23 protein-coding genes are annotated in these 25,783 nt (G+C 41.3%); 13 read left to right on the top strand and 10 right to left on the bottom strand.

All coding sequences use genetic code 11. The features are described from left to right. Positions 1-225 precede the first annotated feature (225 nt). Complete coding sequence (locus PVK62_RS12490) at positions 226-492, top strand: DUF4212 domain-containing protein (RefSeq protein WP_274442321.1); 267 nt, start codon at positions 226-228, stop codon at positions 490-492. Positions 493-503: 11 nt separating this feature from the next. Next, a complete protein-coding gene (locus tag PVK62_RS12495) occupies positions 504-2,207 on the top strand; it encodes a sodium:solute symporter family protein (protein ID WP_274442319.1) in 1,704 nt (567 codons plus the stop codon). 113 nt (positions 2,208-2,320) lie between these two features. Here PVK62_RS12495 and PVK62_RS12500 read toward each other — a convergent pair whose 3' ends face one another. Next, entirely contained in the window at positions 2,321-5,752 is a 3,432-nt protein-coding gene (locus tag PVK62_RS12500; protein ID WP_274442317.1) for a PAS domain-containing hybrid sensor histidine kinase/response regulator, read from the bottom strand. Positions 5,753-5,879: 127 nt separating this feature from the next. Further along, a complete protein-coding gene (locus PVK62_RS12505) occupies positions 5,880-7,025 on the bottom strand; it encodes a 3-phenylpropionate MFS transporter (protein WP_274442315.1) in 1,146 nt (381 codons plus the stop codon). A gap of 495 nt (positions 7,026-7,520) precedes the next feature. On the opposite strand from PVK62_RS12505, the gene acs reads away from it, so the two are divergent. The 7 genes from acs to fis all read left to right on the top strand — a co-directional run bounded on the left by acs (position 7,521) and on the right by fis (position 14,707). Then, on the top strand, positions 7,521-9,470 hold the full coding sequence (gene acs / locus PVK62_RS12510; RefSeq protein WP_274442313.1) for an acetate--CoA ligase: 1,950 nt from the start codon (positions 7,521-7,523) through the stop codon (positions 9,468-9,470). A 461-nt stretch (positions 9,471-9,931) separates the two neighbouring features. Further along, positions 9,932-10,381 (top strand): type II 3-dehydroquinate dehydratase, encoded by a 450-nt coding sequence (gene aroQ, locus PVK62_RS12515; RefSeq protein WP_274442312.1) that lies wholly within the window; start codon positions 9,932-9,934, stop codon positions 10,379-10,381. A gap of 30 nt (positions 10,382-10,411) precedes the next feature. Then, positions 10,412-10,867, top strand: coding sequence for an acetyl-CoA carboxylase biotin carboxyl carrier protein (accB, locus tag PVK62_RS12520; protein WP_274442310.1), 456 nt, complete (start codon positions 10,412-10,414; stop codon positions 10,865-10,867). 11 nt (positions 10,868-10,878) lie between these two features. Then, on the top strand, positions 10,879-12,222 hold the full coding sequence (gene accC, locus PVK62_RS12525; RefSeq protein ID WP_274442309.1) for an acetyl-CoA carboxylase biotin carboxylase subunit: 1,344 nt from the start codon (positions 10,879-10,881) through the stop codon (positions 12,220-12,222). Between the two features lie 117 nt (positions 12,223-12,339). Then, positions 12,340-13,224 carry a 50S ribosomal protein L11 methyltransferase gene (gene prmA / locus PVK62_RS12530; RefSeq protein WP_274442307.1) on the top strand — a complete coding sequence of 295 codons (885 nt, stop codon included), beginning with the start codon at positions 12,340-12,342 and terminating at the stop codon, positions 13,222-13,224. Between the two features lie 195 nt (positions 13,225-13,419). After that, entirely contained in the window at positions 13,420-14,388 is a 969-nt protein-coding gene (gene dusB / locus PVK62_RS12535) for a tRNA dihydrouridine synthase DusB (RefSeq protein WP_274442524.1), read from the top strand. A 22-nt stretch (positions 14,389-14,410) separates the two neighbouring features. Further along, positions 14,411-14,707 (top strand): DNA-binding transcriptional regulator Fis, encoded by a 297-nt coding sequence (gene fis, locus PVK62_RS12540; protein WP_005421285.1) that lies wholly within the window; start codon positions 14,411-14,413, stop codon positions 14,705-14,707. Positions 14,708-14,859: 152 nt separating this feature from the next. Here fis and PVK62_RS12545 read toward each other — a convergent pair whose 3' ends face one another. Continuing rightward, on the bottom strand, positions 14,860-15,168 hold the full coding sequence (locus PVK62_RS12545) for a hypothetical protein (protein ID WP_274442306.1): 309 nt from the start codon (positions 15,166-15,168) through the stop codon (positions 14,860-14,862). An 89-nt stretch (positions 15,169-15,257) separates the two neighbouring features. Continuing rightward, positions 15,258-15,677, bottom strand: a complete 420-nt coding sequence (gene zntR / locus PVK62_RS12550; protein ID WP_274442523.1) for a Zn(2+)-responsive transcriptional regulator — start codon at positions 15,675-15,677, stop codon at positions 15,258-15,260. 284 nt (positions 15,678-15,961) lie between these two features. Between zntR and purH the strand changes: the two genes are divergently transcribed. Together purH and purD are read left to right on the top strand one after the other, a co-directional pair. Next, the gene (gene purH / locus PVK62_RS12555) at positions 15,962-17,554 is read left to right on the top strand and encodes a bifunctional phosphoribosylaminoimidazolecarboxamide formyltransferase/IMP cyclohydrolase (RefSeq protein WP_274442305.1); all 1,593 of its coding nucleotides are present in this window, start codon (positions 15,962-15,964) and stop codon (positions 17,552-17,554) included. A 177-nt stretch (positions 17,555-17,731) separates the two neighbouring features. Then, entirely contained in the window at positions 17,732-19,024 is a 1,293-nt protein-coding gene (gene purD, locus PVK62_RS12560; RefSeq protein WP_274442303.1) for a phosphoribosylamine--glycine ligase, read from the top strand. A gap of 76 nt (positions 19,025-19,100) precedes the next feature. On the opposite strand, the gene PVK62_RS12565 is transcribed toward purD, so the two are convergent. Both PVK62_RS12565 and PVK62_RS12570 read right to left on the bottom strand, forming a co-directional pair. Continuing rightward, entirely contained in the window at positions 19,101-19,805 is a 705-nt protein-coding gene (locus tag PVK62_RS12565) for a DUF1481 domain-containing protein (protein ID WP_274442302.1), read from the bottom strand. A gap of 39 nt (positions 19,806-19,844) precedes the next feature. Next, positions 19,845-20,117 carry an HU family DNA-binding protein gene (locus tag PVK62_RS12570; RefSeq protein WP_122033826.1) on the bottom strand — a complete coding sequence of 91 codons (273 nt, stop codon included), beginning with the start codon at positions 20,115-20,117 and terminating at the stop codon, positions 19,845-19,847. Between the two features lie 221 nt (positions 20,118-20,338). On the opposite strand from PVK62_RS12570, the gene PVK62_RS12575 reads away from it, so the two are divergent. Continuing rightward, positions 20,339-21,400 carry a CNNM domain-containing protein gene (locus PVK62_RS12575; RefSeq protein ID WP_274442301.1) on the top strand — a complete coding sequence of 354 codons (1,062 nt, stop codon included), beginning with the start codon at positions 20,339-20,341 and terminating at the stop codon, positions 21,398-21,400. A 99-nt stretch (positions 21,401-21,499) separates the two neighbouring features. On the opposite strand, the gene PVK62_RS12580 is transcribed toward PVK62_RS12575, so the two are convergent. Then, positions 21,500-22,093 carry a YjaG family protein gene (locus tag PVK62_RS12580; RefSeq protein ID WP_045103101.1) on the bottom strand — a complete coding sequence of 198 codons (594 nt, stop codon included), beginning with the start codon at positions 22,091-22,093 and terminating at the stop codon, positions 21,500-21,502. A 71-nt stretch (positions 22,094-22,164) separates the two neighbouring features. Here PVK62_RS12580 and PVK62_RS12585 point away from each other — a divergent pair, with 71 nt between their 5' ends. Next, positions 22,165-23,079, top strand: coding sequence for a D-2-hydroxyacid dehydrogenase (locus tag PVK62_RS12585; RefSeq protein ID WP_274442298.1), 915 nt, complete (start codon positions 22,165-22,167; stop codon positions 23,077-23,079). A 66-nt stretch (positions 23,080-23,145) separates the two neighbouring features. Here PVK62_RS12585 and PVK62_RS12590 read toward each other — a convergent pair whose 3' ends face one another. The 3 genes from PVK62_RS12590 to nudC all read right to left on the bottom strand — a co-directional run bounded on the left by PVK62_RS12590 (position 23,146) and on the right by nudC (position 25,669). After that, positions 23,146-23,601 (bottom strand): tellurite resistance TerB family protein, encoded by a 456-nt coding sequence (locus PVK62_RS12590; protein WP_274442297.1) that lies wholly within the window; start codon positions 23,599-23,601, stop codon positions 23,146-23,148. A 114-nt stretch (positions 23,602-23,715) separates the two neighbouring features. Next, positions 23,716-24,783, bottom strand: a complete 1,068-nt coding sequence (hemE, locus tag PVK62_RS12595; RefSeq protein ID WP_045103104.1) for a uroporphyrinogen decarboxylase — start codon at positions 24,781-24,783, stop codon at positions 23,716-23,718. A 106-nt stretch (positions 24,784-24,889) separates the two neighbouring features. After that, positions 24,890-25,669 carry an NAD(+) diphosphatase gene (gene nudC / locus PVK62_RS12600; protein ID WP_274442295.1) on the bottom strand — a complete coding sequence of 260 codons (780 nt, stop codon included), beginning with the start codon at positions 25,667-25,669 and terminating at the stop codon, positions 24,890-24,892. Between the last annotated feature and the right edge of the window lie 114 nt (positions 25,670-25,783).

Genomic DNA, 25,783 nt, shown 5'->3' on the forward strand with positions numbered 1-25,783 from the left:
AATAAGTTAGGGTGCCTACTCATTATTTTAATCCTTTATAAAGTCTTAGACTTTGGTATTAATTAACATAAAATCAACATAATAAAAAGCTATCCACCTCACATAAAACACTCATATTTTGGGCGTTTATCTTTATCTGCTCGACTAAAGTTGCACTGTTTTCTTCTCTTCTCATTGCTAATCTCTTTTTGGTTACATATCTTTAACATCAAAAAGGAGCTGGCTATGGCGTTCGAAACAAAAGAACAAGCACAAGCCTATTGGAAGGAAAATCTAGGGATCATGGGTGGACTGCTCACGATCTGGTTTTTAGTCTCATACGGCGCAGGGATATTATTTGTTGATGCGCTTAATACCGTTCAATTTGCTGGATTCAAATTGGGGTTCTGGTTTGCACAACAAGGGTCTATCTATACCTTTGTGGCACTGATCTTTATCTATGTTGCTCGCATGAATGCGCTAGATAAAAAATACAACGTACAAGAAGATTAAGAGGAATTATCATGGGTATCCAAACTTGGACGTTTATATTAGTCGGTATCTCTTTTGCTCTCTATATCGGAATTGCAATTTGGGCTCGCGCCGGATCAACCAGTGAGTTCTATGTCGCAGGTGGCGGGGTTCACCCTGTTGCTAATGGCATGGCTACCGCGGCAGATTGGATGTCTGCAGCATCATTTATTTCAATGGCGGGTATCATTTCCTTTGTTGGTTATGATGGTGCTGTGTATCTTATGGGTTGGACCGGTGGCTATGTACTATTAGCGCTTTGTCTTGCGCCTTATCTACGTAAATTTGGTAAATTCACCGTGCCAGATTTTATCGGTGAACGTTACTACTCTCGAACCGCTCGTATGGTTGCCGTGTTCTGTGCCATCTTTGTTTCTTTCACTTATGTGGCAGGACAAATGCGTGGTGTTGGCGTGGTGTTCTCACGATTCCTAGAGGTTGATATTAATATCGGTATCATTATTGGTATGGGTATCGTATTTTTCTATGCGGTACTGGGTGGCATGAAAGGCATCACTTATACGCAGGTTGCTCAATTCTGTGTCCTCATTTTCGCCTTCCTTGTTCCTGCGGTTTTCACCTCTATTATGATGACAGGTAACGTATTCCCTCAAATTGGTATGGGATCAACCGTTACTGGCTCTGAAGTCTACTTATTAGATAAGTTGGATGGATTAACGACTGAACTTGGTTTTACGCCATATACTGACGGATCTAAGAGCATGGTTGATGTCTTCTTTATCTGTGCGGCACTAATGGTGGGTACGGCTGGACTTCCTCATGTAATTATCCGCTTCTTCACGGTACCTCGTGTTAAAGATGCACGTATCTCTGCGGGTTGGGCGTTACTGTTTATTTCATTTCTATACACCACAGCGCCTGCGGTAGCCGCATTTGCTCGTGTAAATATGATTGAAACCATTAATGGTCCAGATAGCCAAGGGGTTGCCGCTGCTGATGCACCAAGCTGGTATAAAAACTGGGAAGACACAGGCCTTGTTGGTTGGGAAGATAAAAACGGTGATGGCAAAATGTTTTACTCTGGTGATGAACGTAATGAAATGGACATCAACCGAGATATCATCGTTCTAGCATCACCTGAACTAGCAAGTTTACCAAACTGGGTTGTAGCACTATTAGCTGCGGGTGGCTTAGCCGCTGCATTATCAACGGCTGCCGGTCTACTACTGGTAATCTCGACCTCTATCTCTCATGATTTATTAAAAAAAGGCTTTAAGCCTAACATGACCGATAAACAAGAACTGCTCGCCGCGAGATTGGCTGCCGTAGTTGCTATTATTGGTGCTGGTTACTTAGGGATTAATCCACCAGGCTTTGTTGCACAGGTGGTTGCCTTCTCCTTCGGTTTAGCAGCAGCCTCCTTCTTCCCTGCGATTATCTTGGGTATTTTCTATAAGAAGATGAATAAGGAAGGGGCGATTGCCGGTATGGTTTCAGGTGTCGCATTCACTACCGCTTATATTGTTTACTTTAAGTTCATTAACCCAGCAGCAAGCACACCTGATAACTGGTGGTTTGGTATCAGCCCTGAAGGGATCGGTACGCTAGGTATGTGTCTGAACTTCATTGTCTCGATTGTAGTGAACAAAGTAACCGCAGAAGTGCCACAAGATGTGCAAGATCTGGTTGAGTCTATTCGTTACCCTAAAGGCTCAGGCGAAGCTCACGACCATTAATACCTTATTAATTAAATAGATAACGTCAGATATTGATTAATAATCTAGGCTAGAAAAAGGGAGTTAGTGAATGCTAACTCCCTTTTTATCTACACTGCATTAAACTTAATGATTTACGCTTTTACATGCCTATTCAACACCGCTCTTAACTTTAAAGGTTTAACCGGTTTTGCAATAAACCCAAAGCCATTGCTTTTAATACTTGCCAATAAATCATCGGTTTTATCCGCACTGATCATCACCCCTTCAAATGCATTCCCTAAACGCAAACGACACTGCTGTAGGACTTCTAAACCGGTTCTATCATTATCTAATCGATAATCAGAAAAGATAACATCAGGAACCCAGCCTTCTTCCAAACATTGTAAACTGCTCATTAAATCGGTTGCCGTTTTCACTTCGCAACCCCAACGAGACACCAATGATTCCATACCAATAAGAATGTCTGGTTCATTATCCACGCATAACACACGAACAAAACTTAATGGCAATTCAGGCTTTTGCTCTACCGTAGACTCATTGCTCTCAAGCAGTACACCTCTATTAAGAGTGACTGAAAATACCGAGCCTTGATTAAGCCATGAACGTAATGAAATCGTATGGCCAAGTACATGAGAAATACCGCGAGCAATGGCAAGTCCCAATCCTAATCCTTGATCTGCTCGATTTTGATCAACACGGGTAAACTCATCAAAAATAGCCTGCTGTTTCTCTTTTGGAATACCAATTCCGCTGTCCCATACATCAATACGGATTTTGCCTTTAACTCTTCTTGCTCCAAGTACCACTTTACCTTGTGGATTATATCGAAATGCATTGGTTAGAAAGTTTTGCACCACTCGACGCAGTAATTTTGGATCAGACTCTACGACTACATTCGAGTGAATAACCGAGAAATCAATTCCTTGTTGTTTCGCTAATGCGCCAAATTCTGCCTCTAAATTGGAAAACAGACTGCTCAATGAAAAACCTTGAACGTGTGTCTCTAACTTACCAGCTTCTAGACGAGAGATATCTAATAAGTCACCAATCAGCTCTTCTGCTGCACCTAATGCACTCTCAATGTGACCAGATATTTTTTTGGTTTCAGCTTCTTTTGCCACTTCACTCAATGAAGAAGCAAACAAACGCGCTGCATTTAAAGGTTGCATTAAATCATGACTAACGGCGGCGAGTAGACGACTTTTTGATTGAGAAGCTAATTCTGCACTTTGGGTTGCACCAACCAATCGTTGGTTTAATTTTTCTAACTCTTTAGTTCGTTCGTGAACGCGCGACTCGAGGGTTTCATTAGTCTCTTTTAATGCTTTTTCTGCCTGCCGAAATACAGTGATATCCGTAAAACTCATTACAAATCCACCACTGGGCATCGGGTTCCCTTGCACTTCAATAACCTGGCCATCAGGGCGAATACGAGAAGAGACATGACGAGTTCCTCGCTCTAAATGCTCCACTCGTCGTTGAACGTGTATTTCAGGATCACCCGGTCCACACAAACCTTGCTCTGCATTGTGGCGGATCACATCAGCTATCGGTCTACCCACTTGAATTAATCCTGAAGGGAAAGTAAATAACTCCAAGTAACGTTGATTCCATGCAACCAATTTCATCTGCTTATCAACCACGGCGATCCCTTGGCTAATGTGCTCAATCGCCCCTTGCAATAAACCACGGCTAAAATCATACAACTCAGAGGCTTCATCAACGATGGTTGCCACCTCTTCCAACTGCATATTTCTGCCTTGTAATGCTGAAGTCAGAACCAAACGAGAAGAAGAAGCACCAAATACGCCAGCCAGTACACGCTCGGTATGGCGAATTAGTGCAGAGCTTGCCTGTTGTTGCGGCAATGAGGATTCATCATGCTGTTGAGAGAATTGGCGGAAGGCTTTTTGAGCTCGGCGGCGACCAACAAATCGCGAAGCCAACATTTCCAACTCACCAACCGTCACTCGAGTTTGATAAACACTGATATCTTCATTTTCAGGTAAAGGGGCGCCAACAAATGCAGCCGCTTGTAAACGCTCGCTTAATGATGCCCGAGAGATTGATGAAACAAGAATAAATAATAGAGTGTTAAGCCCTAAACTGAGCATCATGCCCCAATCTGAGGTTTTCACCTGTAGCCATTCAGAAGGAGTGATTAACCATAATAAAACGTTACTTTCAGCGCTGCCTGCTAACATTTGAGTTTGGCTCATCAGAGTAACAACCCAAATTAAAAATCCGATAATTAACCCTGCATACACGCCTTTTTTGTTGGCATTTCGCCAATACAGCCCACCAATTAACGCCGGTGCAAATTGAGCTATGGCCGCAAAAGCTAATAAGCCAATGACCGACAGTGAATCAATCGAATCAAGTGCTTGATAAAATCCCCACGCGGCTAATAACAATAAGAGAATAAGCACGCGTCTAATCATTACTAATAATTTAGAAAAATGTCCGAACGATCGTCCTGTGGTTTTTACTCGACGTAATAGCAAAGGTAAAACTAAATCATTTGATACCATAATCGCCAGTGCGATAGTAGATACGATAACCATGCCACTGGCGGCGGAGGTTCCACCAACAAAAGCCAGTAATGCCATATTCTCAGCACCGACCGATAATGGCACGCTAATAACAAAACTATCACTAACCCCACCAGAGAGCAGAGCTTGTCCTGCCCACGAAATAGGCAGTACAAATAGACCGATCAAAAACAAGTAGAGTGGAAATACCCAACGCGCCGTGCGTAGATCTTGCGCCTGTTCATTCTCCACTACCGTCGTATGAAATTGGCGCGGTAAACAGATTATCACCGCCATCGTTAAGATAGTATGAAACAAAAGCGTGATGATATTAGGTGATTGGTAGGTTTCTTTGGCAATAGAAATTAAATCAACATTAGCATCAAAATACGCTAAATAAAGAATGAAACCGCCAACCGCAAAAAAGGCGACCAATTTCACTATCGATTCAAACGCGACCGCCATCATCAAACCACGGTGATGCTCTGTGGTATCAATATGTCGAGTTCCAAAAAGAATCGTAAATACCGCAAGGGCACCGCCAACAAACCAAGAGACATGCCCATCTTGATAGCCTAAATCCAGAGCCAAATTAGGGGCGACAAGATCGAGTCCCATCGTGATCCCTCTTAATTGCAATGCAATATAAGGAAGTATCCCGACCACCGCGATAATCGTAATAACACCAGCTAAACCTTGAGATTTTCCATATCGAGCCGCGATAAAATCAGCAATAGAGGTGATGTGCTCTCGCTTTGCAATTAAGATAATTCTGGCTAAAAAACGCCATGCAAATACAAACACAAAAATGGGAGCAAGATAAATGGGAAGGAAAGACCACGGATTACTGGTGGCTTGGCCTACGGTGCCATAAAAGGTCCATGAGGTGCAGTAGACTGCAATAGAAAGACTATAAATCCACGGGCGATACTGAGCTAACCACCCTTTTTGCCTATCGCCATACCAGGCAATTAAAAATAATAACCCTAAATATGCCAGCGACACTGGCACCACAATCCATCCTTGTGTCATCACTCATCCTTGGTGATACCACTCTAGTGCCATAAAAAACGCCAGAAGGGTACAAATACTCTGTAGCACCATTCTAGCGTTATATTGTCGCTTGTTTTTTACTCAAGTTAACAAATGTGATTAATACCTATTTATCGGTCACTTTATCCAATTTAATCAGTAAAGCAAAAGAGCCCATGGCCGCCATTAACCAGAAAATATTCGCTCCCCATGCTTCATAGCCCCAGCCACTTAATGTCGTCATTAGCGCAATAAATGCACCTAAAGGAATCGCATTATATAAGGCTTGCAGAGGGATCATTTTATTTTGAGGGAATCGCTGAATATATTGAATTGCCGCTAGGTGCGCCATCGCAAAAGTCACACCATGTAAAGCCTGAACAAGCACTAAAGCAAACAGTTCTGTCGTTGCTGCGGTTAACCCCCAACGAACCATCACCCCAACAGCCGCAACTTTAAATAGTGTTGATATCTTCCATCCGGCAAACAATTGCTTACTAAAAGCAAATACCATGACCTCAGCCACAACCCCTAAACTCCATAGATAGCCAATGGTACTTTCTTGATAGCCCGACTCTTTCCAGTAGATAGAACTAAAACTGTAATACGCTGCGTGACTGCCTTGAATTAAAGAAACCAAAATAATGAATTTTAAGACTGGAGCTTCGCTTAATAGCGCAAGTAATGGTGGGCGAGTTTGATCTTCATCTGATACCGATACAGGCATGGGGTTTGGGTTTCGCATCACTAAAAATAACGCCGCTAATATCCCTGCGATCGCAGTATACACGATCATGTCAGTACCGAACCCTGACACTAAATATCCAACAACCGTAGAGCCCGCAATAAAACTCACTGAGCCCCATAAACGAGTTCGCCCATAATCCAATAAATTATTCTTCGCGTAATAGTTTGTCATCGCATCAGACAATGGAACGGCAGGACCACAAGATAAATTAAAGAGCACGGTAACAAATGCCATCCACCAGAAACTTCCCCCATTAATTAAAAACAGACCAAGGGCGATTAATGAGGCGAGAGTAAGAATTCGTAACGCGGGCAGTAAATATTCCACTTTATGCAAACGAGGAGTTATCACCAAGTTGGCTACACAGCGTGTCGCAAAACCTAAACCAATTAAGACACCGATATCTCCAGCAGATACGCCTTGGTCTTCAAACCACAGTGCCCAAAATGGTAAATAGACACCATAGGCAAAAAAGAATCCACCAAAGTATTGAGAGATCCAAGCAAAAGGAGAAACGCGAAACATGACAATGTCCAAAGGGAATAAAAGAGACGTTCATTATGGCATTGTATGGGTTTATAAAAAGGGAAAACAAAAGAAAAGAAAACTGCACCTTTTAAAATGTGACTTCGCCTTCAAATTTTACATCTTTTATGAAAACGCTAGACTAAAGCCGCTTTCATTCTTAGCTGATTTCTAGCGAGAATAGGAAGAGACTTACTGCGCCATCGCTTACATATGATAAAAAAATATAAAGAGTGGCTTGGTTGCGCCACTTGCTCACCCTTTAGCTAAAATAAGAAATGCACACAGTTACTGATCTGCGTCTCAAAAATCAACACTCACTGCCCTGATAATTCAGTAAACCCTTCTTTCTCTGACTAAAGTCTAATTGTTGAAAAACCATTTCTAACCGAAAGTAATATCAACCCTACCAATAAAAAAGCAGAGCCAATGATGGTGCTGCAATGAAATCCAGTCATAAATTGGATATTTGCTGTATTCACAAGGAGAAACAACATGAGTGACATTCACGTATACCCAGTCAATCAAGACATCGCAATCAATGCCCATGCAGATGAAGATAAATACCGTGAAATGTATCAGCAATCCGTGATTAATCCCGAAGCATTTTGGCGTGAACATGGACAAATTGTGGATTGGATAACTCCTTATACCAAAGTAAAAAACACCTCTTTCGATACTGGTCATGTAAATATTAAATGGTTTGAAGATGGCGAGTTAAATGTCTCAGCAAACTGTATTGATCGCCACCTTGCTACTCGTGGTGACGACGTTGCAATCATCTGGGAAGGCGATGATCCTCAAGATGACGCCTCAATTACCTTCAACGAACTTCATGAACAAGTATGTAAATTTTCAAATGCACTAAAAAGCCAAGGAGTACGTAAAGGCGATGTGGTTTGTATTTATATGCCAATGGTGGCTGAAGCTGCTGTTGCTATGCTTGCTTGTACTCGTATCGGCGCGGTTCATACTGTTGTTTTTGGCGGTTTCTCCCCTGAAGCACTAGCAGGACGAATTGTTGATTCCGATGCAAAAGTCGTGATTACTGCAGATGAAGGTGTTCGTGGCGGACGCACAGTTCCACTAAAAAATAACGTGGATGATGCTTTAAATAACCCTGCAGTTACCACGATTGAAAAAGTTGTTGTGTTCCAACGTACAGGTAATGACATTGAATGGACTGAAAGTCGTGATGTTTGGTGGCATGAAGCAACCGCAATGGCTTCTTCGCATTGTGAACCTGAAGCGATGAATGCAGAAGATCCTCTTTTCATTCTTTATACCTCAGGCTCAACAGGTAAACCAAAAGGCGTATTACATACCACTGGCGGCTATCTTGTTTATGCAGCCATGACTTTCAAATATATTTTTGATTACCAAGAAGGGGAAGTATTCTGGTGTACTGCCGATGTTGGTTGGATCACAGGGCACACTTATCTTATTTATGGTCCATTAGCGAATGGGGCGAAAACCATTTTATTTGAAGGCGTACCTAACTACCCAAGCACCAGCCGTATGAGTGAAGTAGTAGATAAACACAACGTAAATATTCTTTATACTGCACCTACCGCAATCAGAGCATTAATGGCTCACGGTAAAGAAGCGATAGAAGGCACATCAAGAAGCTCTCTTCGAGTTATGGGATCGGTCGGTGAACCTATAAATCCTGAAGCATGGGAGTGGTATTACAACACTATTGGTGACGCTCGCTGTCCAATCGTTGATACCTGGTGGCAAACTGAAACGGGTGGAATATTAATATCTCCACTACCTGGTGCAACAGCATTAAAACCAGGTTCAGCAACTCGTCCATTCTTTGGTGTTCAACCGGCTCTGGTTGATAACATGGGTAACCTCATTGAAGGTGCTGCCGATGGTAATTTAGTTATTACTGATTCTTGGCCGGGACAAATGCGCACTATCTACGGTGATCATGAGCGTTTTGAACAAACTTACTTCTCAACGTTTAAAGGTATGTATTTTACCAGCGATGGCGCTAGACGTGACGATGATGGATATTATTGGATCACTGGTCGTGTTGATGACGTATTAAATGTCTCTGGTCACCGAATGGGAACCGCTGAAGTAGAATCAGCCTTAGTCGCTTTTGATAAAATAGCAGAGGCCGCGATTGTTGGCGTTCCTCATGATATTAAAGGGCAAGCCATTTATGCCTACATCACGCTAAACTCTGGAGAAATACCAAGCGCAGAACTGCATAAAGAAGTAAAAGATTGGGTTAAAAAAGAAATTGGACCTATCGCAACCCCTGATTTTCTACACTGGACCGATTCATTACCAAAAACACGTTCAGGAAAAATCATGCGTCGTATTCTTCGTAAGATTGCCACTGGTGACACTTCAAATCTAGGAGATACCTCAACTCTTGCCGATCCAAGAGTGGTTGATAAGCTGATTGAAGAACAAAGAAAAATTGCCTAAGTAAATCTATTTACTAACACCAACCTCTAGAGTAAAAACTCTGAACAAGGTATTTGGTCGCTATTAGTCATAATAGCGACTTTTTTCTTGTGACTTCTAGCTCAAATTTACAGAACTGTTAGTCCTTTCCTCACTAACTTACTAATAAACAAAATCAAAAACTGTATAATTGCTCAACAAATTAGACAGTATTTGTTAACTAACAAATCAAATTACGGAACTTTACTGCCCTCTTTGCTTCTTATTATCACATTTGAGTCAAAATATGTTTTATCCTCTTCTCATCAAAGTGAGAACTTAGAGCTGATAAGACCAGTATTTTGCTGCGATTTGCTGTGATATTGTCTATAATTGCTTTTTATGAGTATTTGTAAGGCAATATTTGCAAAAACGCATTAAATCGAATATAAAAATCATGCTTTTTTTACTTCAATCGCAAGAACAAGGAATTTAGCATCACAATGTCGACTCAATCACGAATTTTAGTTCTCAATGGACCGAATCTAAACTTATTAGGTCTTCGAGAGCCTGCACATTATGGCAATCAAAATTTAGAGCAAATTGTTAATTCTCTCACTATTCAAGCCAATGCGTTGAATATTGAACTTGAGCATTTACAGTCAAATCGTGAATATGAGTTGATTGAAGCAATTCATAATGCTTATCAAAACATTGATTTCATTATCATCAATCCCGCAGCGTTTACACATACTAGTGTCGCTTTACGCGATGCATTGCTTGGGGTTGATATTCCTTTTATTGAAGTACATTTATCAAATGTCCATGCTCGCGAACCTTTCCGCCACCACTCTTATCTTTCAGATAAAGCGCTTGGTGTGATTTGTGGTTTAGGCGCTGATGGCTACGAATTTGCTTTGAATGCAGCAGCAAAACGTCTGCGTTCAAATTAATCACTGAATATAAACAGAAGAGATTACACAATGGATATCCGCAAAATTAAAAAACTGATTGAACTAGTTGAAGAATCTGGCATTGCTGAACTTGAGATCTCTGAAGGTGAAGAATCAGTACGCATCAGCCGTGCTGTTGCACCAATGGCTCAATTAGCACCAATGCAAGCAGTTGCAGCTCCTGCACCTGTAGCGGCTCCAATCGCAGCTCCAATCGCAGCTCCTGTTGCTGATGCTCCTGCTGAAGTTGCTGGTCATAAAGTTTGCTCTCCAATGGTTGGTACGTTCTATGGCGCTTCAAGCCCTGATGCAAAACCATTTGTTAAAGTTGGCCAACAAGTAACTGCTGGTGATACATTATGTATCATTGAAGCAATGAAAATGATGAACCAAATTGAAGCAGACAAATCTGGTGTTGTTACCGCGATTCTAGTTGAAGACGGTAACCCGGTTGAGTTTGATCAACCTCTTGTTATCATCGAATAATAGAGGCCTCTATGTTAGATAAATTAGTTATCGCAAACCGTGGTGAAATTGCACTACGTATCTTGCGTGCATGTAAAGAACTTGGCATCAAAACCGTGGCGGTACACTCTACCGCTGACCGTGACTTGAAACACGTTCTACTTGCTGATGAAACGATTTGTATTGGTCCAGCTCGTGGTATCGACAGTTACCTAAATATTCCTCGCATTATCAGTGCAGCTGAAGTAACTGGTGCTGTTGCCGTTCACCCAGGCTATGGCTTCCTTTCTGAAAATGCAGATTTTGCTGAGCAAGTTGAACGTTCTGGCTTTATCTTTGTTGGTCCAAAAGCGGAAACTATCCGCATGATGGGTGACAAAGTATCAGCAATCACTTCAATGAAAAAAGCAGGCGTACCTTGTGTACCAGGCTCTGACGGCCCATTAGATGATGATGATGCTAAGAACAAAGCTCATGCAAAACGTATTGGTTTTCCTGTAATCATCAAAGCCTCTGGCGGCGGCGGTGGTCGTGGTATGCGTGTTGTTCGTGCAGAAAAAGATCTTGTTGAAGCAATTGCAATGACTCGCGCAGAAGCAAAAGCATGTTTCAATAATGACATGGTTTACATGGAAAAATTCCTTGAAAACCCTCGTCACATTGAAGTTCAAATTCTTGCTGATGGCCAAGGTAATGCTATTCACCTTGGTGAGCGTGACTGTTCTATGCAACGTCGTCACCAAAAAGTGGTTGAAGAAGCTCCGGCTCCTGGCATCACTGAAGAGATGCGTAAATACATCGGTGATCGTTGTACTCGTGCGTGTATCGAAATTGGTTACCGTGGTGCTGGTACGTTTGAATTCCTATATGAAAATGGCGAGTTCTACTTCATTGAGATGAATACACGTATTCAAGTTGAGCACACGATTACTGAAATGGTAACGGGTATCGACTTAGTAAAAGAGCAACTGCGTATTGCTGCTGGCCAACCATTATCTTATACCCAAGATGATATTAAGCTACGTGGCCACTCTATTGAGTGTCGTATTAATGCTGAAGACCCAGTTAAATTCTTACCATCTCCAGGTAAGATCACGCGCTTCCATGCTCCAGGTGGTATGGGTGTTCGTTGGGAGTCTCACATCTATACAGGCTACACAGTGCCACCACACTACGATTCAATGATCGGTAAGCTAATTACTTACGGTGAGAACCGTGATGTTGCTATTGCTCGTATGAAGAACGCATTAAGTGAAATGATTATTGAAGGTATTAACGTAAATACGTCTCTTCAACTATCAATTATGAACGATGAGAACTTCCAACACGGTGGGGCTAACATTCATTACCTTGAGAAAAAATTAGGCCTTCAATAAGACGCTAATTTTATTCTTTTAAGTTAAAGAAATAAATAAAGGCCGTGAGTGATTACACTCACGGCCTTTTTCTATGATAAAATTCGCCGATATTTTCAACTAAATAAAGTGATCCCCATGCCTTGGATTCAAGTAAAACTAAACGCAACCTCTGAAAATGCTGAACAAATCAGTGACATGCTAATGGAAGAGACCGGTGCTCTTTCAGTAACTTTTTTAGATGCTAAAGACGTACCTATTTTTGAGCCTCTTCCTGGAGAGACCCGTTTATGGGGCGAAACGGATATTGTTGCACTTTATGATGCAGAAACCGACATGGATTTAGTGATTGCACAGTTAAAAGCAAGCTCAGTACTTGATGAAAATTTTGCTTATAAAGTAGAGCAATTAGAAGACAAAGACTGGGAACGCGAGTGGATGGACAACTTCCACCCTATGAAGTTTGGTGAGCGTTTATGGATTTGCCCGAGCTGGCGTGAAATCCCTGAGCCTGATGCCATTAACGTAATGCTTGACCCTGGTCTAGCGTTCGGTACAGGTACACACGCAACAACCGCACTTTGCCTTGAATGGTTAGAGAGTATCGACCTAACAGGCAAAACCGTTATCGATTTTGGTTGTGGCTCTGGCATCTTAGCGATCGCGGCGATCAAACTAGGCGCAGCGAAAGTGGTTGGGATCGACATTGATCCTCAAGCGATCACCGCTTCAAAAGAGAATGCCGCTCGTAATGGCGTTGTCGACCAACTTGAGTTATTCCTACCTCAAGACCAACCAGAAAACCTTGTAGCTGACGTTGTTGTTGCCAATATTCTTGCTGCTCCACTGCGTGAACTTTCAAGCATTATCACCGCTCATGTTGCTCCTGGTGGCGCCCTAGCAATGTCTGGTGTACTTGATACTCAAGCACTCAATGTCGCTTCATATTATTCTGATAACTTCACTCTTGATGCGATTGCAGAGCAACAAGAATGGTGCAGAATCTCAGGAATTAAGAAGTAACATCGCCTCAGACCTACTCCTCCTAGAAAAAAATTCAATGCCTCAATACTAAATTTGAGGCATAAAACCGTCTAATTGACTGAAATATAAACAAATTGCATAAACTATTTGTAAATGCTCAAAATTTGCTCTTTTCAGGCGGACAAAAAATGCGTAAAATGCGCGCCCTTGCTGACACAAACGTGTGTGGATGTTTTGCAGATAGGTAAATATACATTAAACAACAATCTTATCGTTGCCCCTATGGCAGGTGTAACTGATAGGCCCTTTCGTGAGTTGTGTATGCGTTACGGCGCAGGCATGGCTGTAAGCGAAATGATGTCTTCTAATCCAAAACTGTGGAAAACATCTAAGTCCCAAAATCGCATGGTACATGAAGGTGAATCTGGTATTCGCTCAGTACAAATTGCAGGGGCAGATCCAAAGTTAATGGCGGAAGCAGCGCAACACTGTGTTGAAACTGGTGCGCAAATCATCGATATCAATATGGGATGCCCTGCTAAAAAAGTGAATAAGAAGCTTGCAGGCTCAGCGCTTCTACAACGACCAGATTTGATTGAAGAGATCTTACTGGCTGTGGTGAATGCTGTTGATGTTCCTGTTACTCTGAAAACGCGCACAGGCTGGGATCCAGACAATAGAAACTGTGTTCAGGTTGCAAAAATGGCAGAACAGTGTGGCATTCAAGCGTTAGCCCTTCATGGGAGAACTAGAGCTTGTATGTACAAAGGTGATGCTGAGTACGACAACATTAAAGCGGTAAAAGAAGCGATTTCTATTCCGGTTATAGCGAACGGTGATATCGACTCACCGGAGAAGGCTCGCTTTGTGCTTGATTACACAGGCGCAGACGCTTTAATGATCGGCCGTCCTGCACAAGGTAGGCCATGGATTTTTCAAGAAATCCAACATTATTTAGAAACGGGCGAGCTTATGCCACCTCTTCCAATTGAAGAAGTGAAGGCCACTTTACTTGGCCATGTTCATGCGCTTCACCTATTTTATGGTGAGTTTTTAGGCCCTCGCATTGCTCGTAAGCATGTGGGTTGGTACTTAAAAGAGCATGAGCAAGCAAATGAGTTCCGCCGCAGCTTTAACGCGATAGAGGACGCTTCACAGCAACTCCGTCAGCTTGAAAGCTATTTCGACCACGTTGCATCATAATAACAGAAGAGCTAAACAGAATATGTTCGATCAATCTATGACTTCAGAAGCATTAACAGTTACAACAGTTACAGCACAAGACCAAATTACTCAGAAACCACTACGTGACTCTGTTAAGGCTTCGCTGAAAAACTACTTAGGCCAATTAAACGGTCAAGAAGTTAACGACTTATATGAATTAGTATTAGCTGAAGTAGAGCAACCTCTACTAGACATGATCATGCAGCATACTCGCGGCAACCAAACAAAAGCAGCAAACATGATGGGTATCAACCGTGGTACGCTTCGCAAAAAACTTAAAAAATACGGCATGAACTAATCAAGCCTTATTGAAAATTCAAAGCAGTGTTAAGCAATTAACGCTGCTTTTTTTATACCGAAAATAAACACATTCATGCATTTCTACGGACAATAGGTATAAAAAAGCCGATACTGCATTTCTGCAATATCGGTTTTTAAATCTCTTACCTACTATGGCGGCCAAGCTCTTTTCTTACCACCACCAGCGCCAGCACCAGAGCGAATAAGCTCGACTGCTTTTGCTGTTTTCTCTTCAATTCCTTTCAAACGCTCATCAAGTTCACTTAAATCAGCTGAGGCTCCTGCTGTACTCGCTCCTTGAGCACCTCCACTATCAATCATTTTCGCGATCTTAGCGTTTTGAGCTTCAATACGCTTAATGCGAGCATCAAGCTCCATTACTGCTTTGCCTTGCTCACTGATTTTTTTATCGATAACTTTCAGAGCGGAAAGCAATTTCATTACGTATTGTTTTTCCATTAATTGGCTCTCACCTAATTTTTGCTCGTATTCTTATATATTATATATCGACCATTTTATCAGCATCTTTAATAAACTGTCATAATAAATTACGCTTTTTTCTCTTCTAAATCAGCCAATGCGGAAAGAATGGAACAATGCGAGGCATCATCATCAATATGACCACAACATGCATCATTAATGCTTTTTAATGCGCTGCGTATATCCGTTAGCTGTGCAATCTTCTCATCTATAATCGTTAACTTCGTTTGTGTAATGGATTTAACTTCTGCACAACTGTGTTTGGTTGCCTCTAAACGAATCGCAAGCAACTCTTTAATCTCATCAAGAGTTAGACCTAATTGCTTTGCTTTTAAAATAAAACGGATTTGTACTAGGTTTTCTTCATTATAAAGACGATAACCACTAGCACTTCTTCCCGACGGAATGAGTAATCCATTTTTTTCATAAAAACGTAATGTATCACTGGTTACATTACAGTGTTTTGCCAATTCACCAATTAAATACATTTTCATTAACTCTAATCCCTCTTTGTTAGAGCCTATTTTGATTCTTTTTTAATAAAAAGGGCATCTTTTTTTGAGAATGCAATCGATTGCGGAAGCTTTTTTGTTTAAGTTTAGTTAGAATATGTGCCATTACGTTGATCTGATGTTTCGCGCTTAACTCTTTATTAGGGTATTTCCCAAAACTGGCCAATTGCTGTTTGTTGTCTTTATCATTAAGCATGACAAACAGAACAAGTTCATTTTTGGCAAAAATCCTAACTTAATTCTAAAGGAAGAAAGTAGCAATGAATAACCCACGTCCGATCCGTCGCGCGCTAATTAGCGTATCTGATAAAACTGGTATTGTAGAATTTGCTCAAGCACTGACTGAACGTGGTGTTGATATTTTATCTACTGGCGGCACAGCTCGCCTGCTGGCAGAAAAAAATATCCCTGTAACAGAAGTCTCTGATTACACAGGCTTCCCTGAAATGATGGATGGCCGCGTTAAAACTCTTCATCCTAAAGTTCATGGTGGTGTTCTTGGTCGTCGCGGTCAAGATGATGACATCATGACTCAACATGGTATCAACCCAATCGATATTGTTGTTGTTAACCTTTATCCATTCGCTGAAACCGTAGCAAAAGAAGGCTGTACGTTAGCTGATGCTGTTGAGAACATCGATATCGGTGGTCCAACAATGGTTCGCTCTGCGGCTAAAAACCATAAAGACGTCACTATTGTCGTTAATGCTCACGATTACGATCGCGTAATTTCTGAAATGGACGCTAACGACAAATCATTGACTCAAGCAACGCGTTTTGACCTTGCGATTGCAGCATTTGAGCACACCGCTTCTTACGATGGCATGATCGCTAACTACTTCGGTACTATGGTTCCTAGCTATGGTGAGAATAAAGAAGGCGATAACGAATCTAAATTCCCTCGTACCTTCAACCAACAGTTCAAGAAAAAACAAGACATGCGCTACGGTGAGAACAGTCATCAAGCTGCTGCATTCTATGTTGAAGCAAATCCTGAAGAAGCATCAGTATCAACGGCTCGTCAGATCCAAGGTAAAGCGCTTTCTTACAACAACATTGCAGATACAGATGCCGCTCTAGAGTGTGTGAAAGAGTTCGACGAACCTGCATGTGTTATCGTTAAACACGCAAATCCATGTGGTGTTGCCCTAGGTAAAGATATTCTTGAAGCTTATGACCGCGCTTTCAAAACAGATCCAACCTCTGCATTTGGCGGCATCATCGCATTTAACCGTGAACTAGATGCAGCAACAGCAACAGCAATTACTGAGCGTCAATTCGTTGAAGTTATCATTGCTCCTTCTGTTTCTGCTGAAGCAATTGAAATCGTAGCCGCTAAGAAAAACCTTCGCCTACTTGAATGTGGTGAGTGGACGACGAAAACAACTGGCTTTGACGTGAAACGAGTTAACGGCGGTTTACTAGTTCAAGATCGCGACCAAGGCATGGTATCTGAAGATGATCTTAAAGTGGTTTCGAAACGCCAACCAACAGCTGAAGAGCTAAAAGATGCCCTATTCTGCTGGAAAGTAGCAAAATACGTTAAATCTAACGCGATTGTTTACTCTAAAGGTGACATGACTATCGGTGTTGGCGCAGGCCAAATGAGCCGTGTTTACTCTGCAAAAATCGCTGGCATTAAAGCCGCAGACGAAGGTCTTGTGGTTGAAGGCTGTGCAATGGCATCGGATGCGTTCTTCCCATTCCGTGACGGTATTGATGCCGCAGCAGAAGCGGGGATTAAGTGTGTTATTCAACCCGGTGGCTCTATGCGTGATGACGAAGTTATTGCGGCAGCAGACGAACATGGTATGGCGATGATCTTTACCGGTATGCGTCACTTCCGTCACTAGGAAGGACAGTAACGAGAGCGCTTCGCTTCTAGAAACTAGAACGCTGCGCTCCTATAAGAGCAAAAAAGAGCACTCTGTAAGCTTAATATTGCTCTTATAGTTTCTCGCACACTGAACTTTGTATTCACCGATTTATATAATTTAGCCCCATTACAAGATGGTATTAAGGATTAAAACATGAACGTATTGATCATCGGCGCAGGCGGTAGAGAGCATGCTTTAGGCTGGAAAGCGGCACAAAACCCAAACGTTGAAACGGTATTTATCGCTCCAGGTAATGCAGGTACAGCACTTGAACCAAAATTAGAAAACGTGGCGATTGATGTTGAAGACATTACTGCTCTTGTTGCGTTTGCTAAAGAAAAAGAAATTGAACTGACTATCGTTGGTCCTGAAGGCCCATTAGTGATTGGGGTGGTAGATGCATTCCGTGAAGCAGGATTACCTATCTTTGGCCCTACGAAAGCGGCAGCACAACTAGAAGGCTCTAAAGCGTTTACTAAAGACTTTTTAGCTCGTCATGATATTCCAACTGGCTACTACGCTAACTTCACTGAAATTGAGCCTGCATTAGCTTATGTTCGTGAACAAGGTGCGCCGATTGTCGTTAAAGCCGATGGTCTTGCTGCTGGTAAAGGCGTTATTGTTGCAATGACGCTTGAAGAAGCAGAAGACGCAATCAAAGACATGCTTTCTGGTAACGTTTTTGGTGACGCGGGTAGCCGCGTTGTTATTGAAGAGTTTTTAGAAGGCGAAGAAGCAAGCTTTATCGTTATGGTTGATGGCACAAGTGTTCTACCGATGGCAACAAGCCAAGATCATAAGCGTGTAGGCAATAAAGACACTGGCCCTAATACCGGTGGAATGGGTGCATATTCTCCAGCGCCTGTTGTTACTCCTGAAATCCATAATCGTATTCTAGAAGAAGTTATCTACCCTACTGTACGTGGAATGGATGCTGAAGGCGCGCCTTACACTGGATTTTTATATGCAGGTTTGATGATTGATGCTGATGGCACGCCAAATGTTATCGAATATAATTGTCGCTTTGGTGATCCAGAAACACAACCGATCATGATGCGTATGAAGTCAGATCTTGTTGAACTATGCCTAATGGCGATTGATGAGAAACTGGATGACGCTGAATCTAAGTGGGATCCTCGCGCTTCTATCGGTGTGGTTCTTGCTGCTGGTGGTTACCCTTCAGATTACGCAAAAGGAGATATCATCTCTCTTCCAACCACTGAAGTTGAAGGCCAGAAAGTATTTCATGCTGGTACAAAAAACAACGATGCTGGTGAGGTAGTGACAAATGGCGGACGTGTATTATGTGCAACTGCATTAGGTAATACCGTCTTAGAAGCTCAGGAACGTGCATATGAGCTTACAAAGCAAGTTAGTTGGAATGGCATGTTCCATCGCAATGACATTGGTTACCGTGCCATTGCTCGCGAATTAGAGAGCAAATAAACATTATTTTGCTACAAATAGAAAAAAGGCGCTGATGATAGCGCCTTTTTTATTGTTCAATAATCGACAACTGGTATTAATCTTCAATAAGATTTGGGCGTTCTACACACTTATAACTGTCATCGGTTAATAACAATAACTCCGACATTTTTAAGATTTTCTTATCTCGATTTTTCTCTTCACCTAAAAACGAAATAAAACTGTCTAGACCAGATAATCGCGCGACGACAAAATTCGGCAAAATTTTATTAAATTCTAATTGATCGTATTGCTTACCATCACAAGAGTAAAATGTTTCACCATCCCATTCACCTTGAAATAAAGCGATGCCTTCTTTATCAAAATTTTCTACATTTGTGATTAAATATTTAGATTGCTCTTGAAATTGAGCGAGTTGGTTTGGCATTAATGGAAATATACGACTATCTTTACGATAGCGTTGATACACCGCCTCTCCATTGCCATTATAACGAACGTGCATCATGTAAGGAATGAGGTCGTCAGTATTATCTAGCATCTCACCTTCACGAACGGCTTCGACTAATACGTTCTTTTCCCAGCGATAAGTTGTTTTATACCAACCATAATCACCCATGGTAACGTAATCTGATGCAGTAAGGGGCTGTTGTAGTCGACGTGTATACCAATAGTAACTGGTTGCATCACCTTGGATTTGACCACCCGTTAATGTGATTGATTTAATGCGTTGCTCATCCGATGGAATTGATGAACAGCCAAAAAGAAATGCAGAGAGAAGTAAGGTAGATAGAATGCGCTTCATAAAAATGCCGAGTTAAGGGTTAACTCGGCAAAGTATATCTTAGTTCACTGATTCTTTCAGTGCTTTACCAGCAACAAATGCAGGAACATTAGCCGCTTTAATTTGAATCTCGTCACCAGTCTTAGGGTTACGACCAGTGCGTGCTGCACGATGGTTAACTTTAAAAGTACCAAAGCCGATAAGTTGAACCTGTTCGCCATCTTTAAGTGCGCCAGTTACGCCTTCTAGAGTCGCTTCAAGAGCTGCTTTTGCTTGTGCTTTTGATAGATCTGCTTTTTCAGCAATAGCATCAATTAACTGGGTTTTATTCATTAGGGTTTCCCTTCTATATTTTTTGAAATCTTGCTCACTCTAATGCATAAAGACCCCATCTGGCAAAGGTTTGTCACGCTTCTTGCTACAGAATGCGCGTTCTTTAGGCACAAACTGAGTAACGTCTCACAAATTGTTACTATTTTTCACTTATGAGTCATTGTATTTTAGTCAATCAGTACCCATTTTATAAGGGCTTGCTTACTTTTTTGAGATTAATAATGTTTATTTTATCCATCTATATCGCCATTTCTATTAGTGTATCTTTCATTTGTTCTGTTCTTGAGGCTATTTTACTTAGTATTAGCCCAAGTTATTTAGCACAAATGCGTCAGGAAAATCACCCTTCTGCAGAAAGATTAACGAAACTTAAAAATAATGTAGATCGCCCTTTAGCGTCTATTTTAACACTAAATACTATCGCCCATACTGCGGGTGCTGCTGCATCTGGTGCTCAGGCCTCTATTGTTTTTGGTAGTGAATGGTTAGGCGTATTCTCAGCGTTTTTAACGTTCGCTATCCTATTATTCTCAGAGATCGTACCTAAAACGATTGGTGCAACTTACTGGCGTCAATTGGCTCCAATGGCAGCAAGAATGCTTTATTGGATGGTTCTATTGCTGAGTCCTGTTGTTTGGGCTTCAGAACAACTAACAAAACGTTTAGCTCGTGGTCACCAAGCTCCAAAGTTAAGAGATGAAATTGCAGCAATGGCAACACTTGCAAAAGAAAATGGTGAGTTTGCAGAAGGCGAATCAAAAATATTAACTAATATTTTAAATATTAAAGATATTCCGGTGACGCAGATAATGACCCCAAGAACCGTATTATTTCGCGTTAATGCAGAAATGACGGTTGAAGACTTTCTAAAAGAGCACATGAATACGCCATTCTCTCGTCCTTTAGTTTACAGCGAGGACAGCGACAATATCATAGGCTTTACTCACCGCTTAGAATTGTTCTCTGCAATGCATGAAGGACAAGGAAAACGTCCTCTTGGCTCTATTATGCGTCCAATTCAGATTGTCATCAGTACATCAACCTTACCAAAGGCATTTGAACACTTGATGAAGCACAGAGCGCAGCTTGCTCTCGTCATTGATGAATATGGCACGGTTCAAGGTTTATTAACGCTAGAAGATATCTTTGAATACATGGTTGGCGAAGAGATTATTGATGAAGCTGACAAAACAACAGATATGCAGCAACTTGCTCAACAACGTTGGACAAATTGGAAAACTAAACACGGTGTTATTGATAATACAGATAAAGAAGAACACTAAGTAAATTCAAAAATACATATAAAGGTGTTAGCAAGCCCCTTTAGATAAAAACAAAAAAACCGATGAATTATCATCGGTTTTTTTATGCAAGTAAGAGTATTAGTAGCTCAGTTCAAGCCCTATATTACTTACATTTTCATCTCGTAATTCTTGGCGTAAATCTTTAATTAAATCGATATCACGCTCTTCTGCTTCACGAAGAGGACGGAAAATAGCCCACTGGACATCCCACTCTTCACAAATCACTTCAATTTCTTTTTGATTTTCGTCTGTTACTTCTTCACCTGTTTCAGCTTCAACTAATTGAGCAACGGTCATCACTGATAATTGACTGATCTTAAACATTGCCTCTTCTAATACATCACGATCTAAGATCCCGTGTAGGAACGTCGATAGCGCAACACACGCATCAATAGCAGGGTAAGTTAGGTAAATTGAGTCATCATCTAACTCAGGGATCATTTCTTCTAGCTTTTCTAATTGACGTTCAAAATTAATCTTGGCATTTTTAACGGTCAATAGTTCCCAAATACTATCTAGTATCACGCGATAGGTTTGAGGCTCAGCAAAGCCTGTAGCTTCACAATAATGGGCATAGTTTGGATACATACGCTCACATAAAGAAGCCATAAAAGTAATTTGTTGCCATGGTTCAAACTTTTCTAAACGAACTTGGATAGGATTGCGTAACATATACGATTCTACACTATAAAAAAATGACGCTTTAAGTGTACTTGATAACCACGAATGACAAAAGGAAGGTTATGAATAAATTACTGATCATTTCAAAAGAAAAAGAGAAATACCTCTCACTTTTCAAGCTATCAGATCTTCCTGATCTCGAAATTTGTCACGATCTTAGAAAGGCTGACATTGTTCTTGCCGATCCACCACTCATTCTGGGTTTACTTAATCAATTTGAATCTGTTGACTGGATCCAATCTACCTTTGCAGGTATTGATGCTTTAACCCATCCAGATTTACGACAAGACTACGATCTTACTAATGTAAAAGGGATCTTTGGTCAACCGCTCTCTGAGTATGTCTTGGGTTATTGCATTCACTATTTTCGTCACTTTGCATTGTATGATCAGCAACAACAGCAAAAACAATGGCAACCTCATAGCTACTCATCACTCACCAATAAAGTTATGGTTATTCTAGGTACGGGATCGATTGGTTGCGCTCTTGCAAACACGGCGAAAGCATTAGGCTTTACTGCTTATGGTATCAATCGTTCAGGCATTCCACCCAAAGATTCTCCCTTTGAAAAAGTATTTCACATTACTGAAATGAGCAGTGCTTTTAAGCAAGCAGACGTGATTGTCAGTACTTTACCTAAAACAGAAAAAACCGTTGGCTTACTTAATATTGATACGTTAAACGACTGTAATGGCGCATTACTATTTAACGTTGGACGTGGTGATGTCATCGATAACTATGGCTTATTGCATGCCCTAGAGTCGCAATCCCTCTCCCATGCTTTTCTCGATGTATTTATTAACGAGCCCTTATCTCAAGAATGTCCCTATTGGCACCACCCTAACATCACAGTGACTCCGCATATTGCTGCAATCAGTTTTCCTGAGCAGGTTTTTGAGCAATTTACTGAGAATTACTTACGTTGGCGTGATGGGTTTTCATTATTGAACTTGGTGGATTTTGATAAGGGTTATTAAGGCCATTTAGTAAAAAACAAAGCCTGTTTATTCGCAGGCTTCAATATTCTATTAATTAAGGTTCAGCTACTGATGTTTTGGTGCAGCGGCAAGTTTTGCTCGTATAAACTCTAAATGATCAAGATAGATCAAATCAGAGACTTGGCGAATAACGGCCTCTTCCATCGGTTCAATAATGCCATCGGCATACGCAACAGCCCACATCGCTTCGATTAAATCATAACGCTCACTTGGCATTAAGGCTCTCAGCTTAGTCGTAAACTCATATAAAGACGTCGACGCTTTACTTTTAGCTACCGCTTCAAGCAATAATTGCTGTGCTTGTTCTTCACTAATATCGAGCAGTTTTACCAATAACTGTAATTTCGCGCTATCTTCACGCTCATCACTTTGATGATCGGCACCCGATACTTCACAAAGTAATGAGGCCATTGCTAAATGCATCGAGGTCGTATCATTTGAGCCGCTTTCTGCCGCTTCATTGATGACTTTTTTTAATAAGGTACGTAATTGTTTAAACATAACTGGCTCTTTATTGCTTTCATCTAATTTATGACCATAAAATTATAGCTCTGTTCCAATAAAAAAGGAGACTACAATGAGTCTCCTTTCTATCTAGGATCTTAAACTAAGATTTTATTTATGGTAAGGCTTAGATAAATCATGAACCGCTTCCACAAATACACCTGCATTTTCTGGCGGAACGTCTAAGTGAATACCATGACCTAAGTTAAATACGTGACCTGTGCCTTCATTACCAAAACCTTCTAGAATAGTACCTACTTCTTGGCGGATACGTTCAGGTTGTGCGTAAAGGATTGATGGATCCATATTACCTTGTAGAGCCACTTTATCACCAATGCGAGCTTTCGCATCTGCAATATTGATTGTCCAATCAAGGCCTACGGCATCACAGCCTGTTGCTGCAATTGACTCTAACCACATACCACCATTCTTGGTGAATAGCGTTACTGGTACACGACGGCCTTCATTTTCACGAATTAAGCCATCAACGATCTTATGCATGTACTGCAAAGAGAATTCGTTGTAATCACGAGGCGTTAATACACCACCCCATGTATCAAATACCATCACTGATTGTGCACCCGCTTTAATTTGCGCGTTTAGGTATTCAATAACTGTATCAGCTAATTTATCTAGCAATAGGTGTAATGTTGCTGGCTCTGCATACATCATCTTTTTGATCTTAGTGAATGCTTTTGAGCTTCCACCTTCAACCATGTATGTCGCTAGTGTCCAAGGACTACCAGAAAAACCAATCAGTGGCACTTCGCCTTTTAGATCTTTTCGGATCTGACGTACTGCATTCATTACGTATTGCAGCTCACCTTCAGGATCTGGAAGGCCTATTTTAGTTACGTCAGCTTTACAAGTAATTGGGCGTTCAAACTTAGGGCCTTCGCCTGTTTCAAAGTACAGACCTAAACCCATTGCATCAGGAATAGTCAGAATATCTGAAAATAGAATCGCTGCATCTAAAGGAAAACGACGTAAAGGCTGAAGAGTCACTTCTGAAGCAAGCTCTGCATTTTTGCACAGAGACATGAAATCACCAGCTTCTGCTCGTGTCGCCTTGTACTCTGGAAGGTATCGACCTGCTTGGCGCATCATCCAAACGGGTGTGTAATCTACTGGTTGTTTTAATAACGCACGTAAATAGCGGTCATTTTTTAATTCTGTCATGATCTTTCCTTATATTAGCTCCCGCTATTGTAGCACTCAATCTCGGGAACAAAAGCTTACCTTTGTTATCAAGATCATATTTACTTAATCTTCTATTAAATGCGAATTATTCAATTCTTTGCTGGGCTTCTATTTCGTCAAAGGTCGCTTCTATTAACGAACGAGCTATTGTGCCCTTTGGTGCTAACTCTGGCAGATTATCTTGATGGTACCAATCCGCTTTTATTAGCTCATTTTTATCTACTTTGATCTCTCCAGAGTCATAATCAGCCATATAGCCCATCATTAAACTGGAAGGAAAAGCCCATGGCTGACTACCAAAGTAGCGAATATTAGTGATGTTAATCCCCGTTTCTTCAAACACCTCACGCGCGACAGCCATCTCTAACGTTTCACCCACCTCAACAAAACCAGCAAGAACAGTGAATAATCCACCTTTATGTCGTTGGTGCTGCGCTAATAAAATGGTGTCATCTCGACGTACCGCAACAATAATTGAAGGAAAAATACGAGGGTAATGCAATTTTCTACATTCATTACATTGCATGGCAATTTGATTAAGGTTTAATTGCGTTCGGCCACCACATTGAGGGCAAAAGCGAAATTCACGAGCCATGAACCCATATTGAATCGCTTTACTTATCATTAGAAATAACGGTTCTTTGATCTGTAGTAGGTCTCTCAAGCTAGTATATTCAACGGTTTGATCTATGTGCTCATCATTGATCCACATCACAGGGAAACCGTCATAATCACCAATGCATACCGCTTGCTCAAAAGGTAAATTAAATTCAATGGCACTCCCGCAAGGAAGGTCACCGCCCTCTAGCCAAATTGCTGAATCATTTACGACACACCAGTACGCGTTTGTATGTTGGTTTAACATCTTTATCACAACCCTCTTGCAGCCATCAATATTTACTGGCAATCTTAAAGAACATAGTAATGAGTGTATACCCAACCGATCCTCTCTGAAACTGTATTTTAATATGTTGGGTAT

The sequence above is a fragment of the Aliivibrio sp. S3MY1 genome (assembly GCF_028765575.1).
Classification (GTDB): domain Bacteria; phylum Pseudomonadota; class Gammaproteobacteria; order Enterobacterales; family Vibrionaceae; genus Aliivibrio.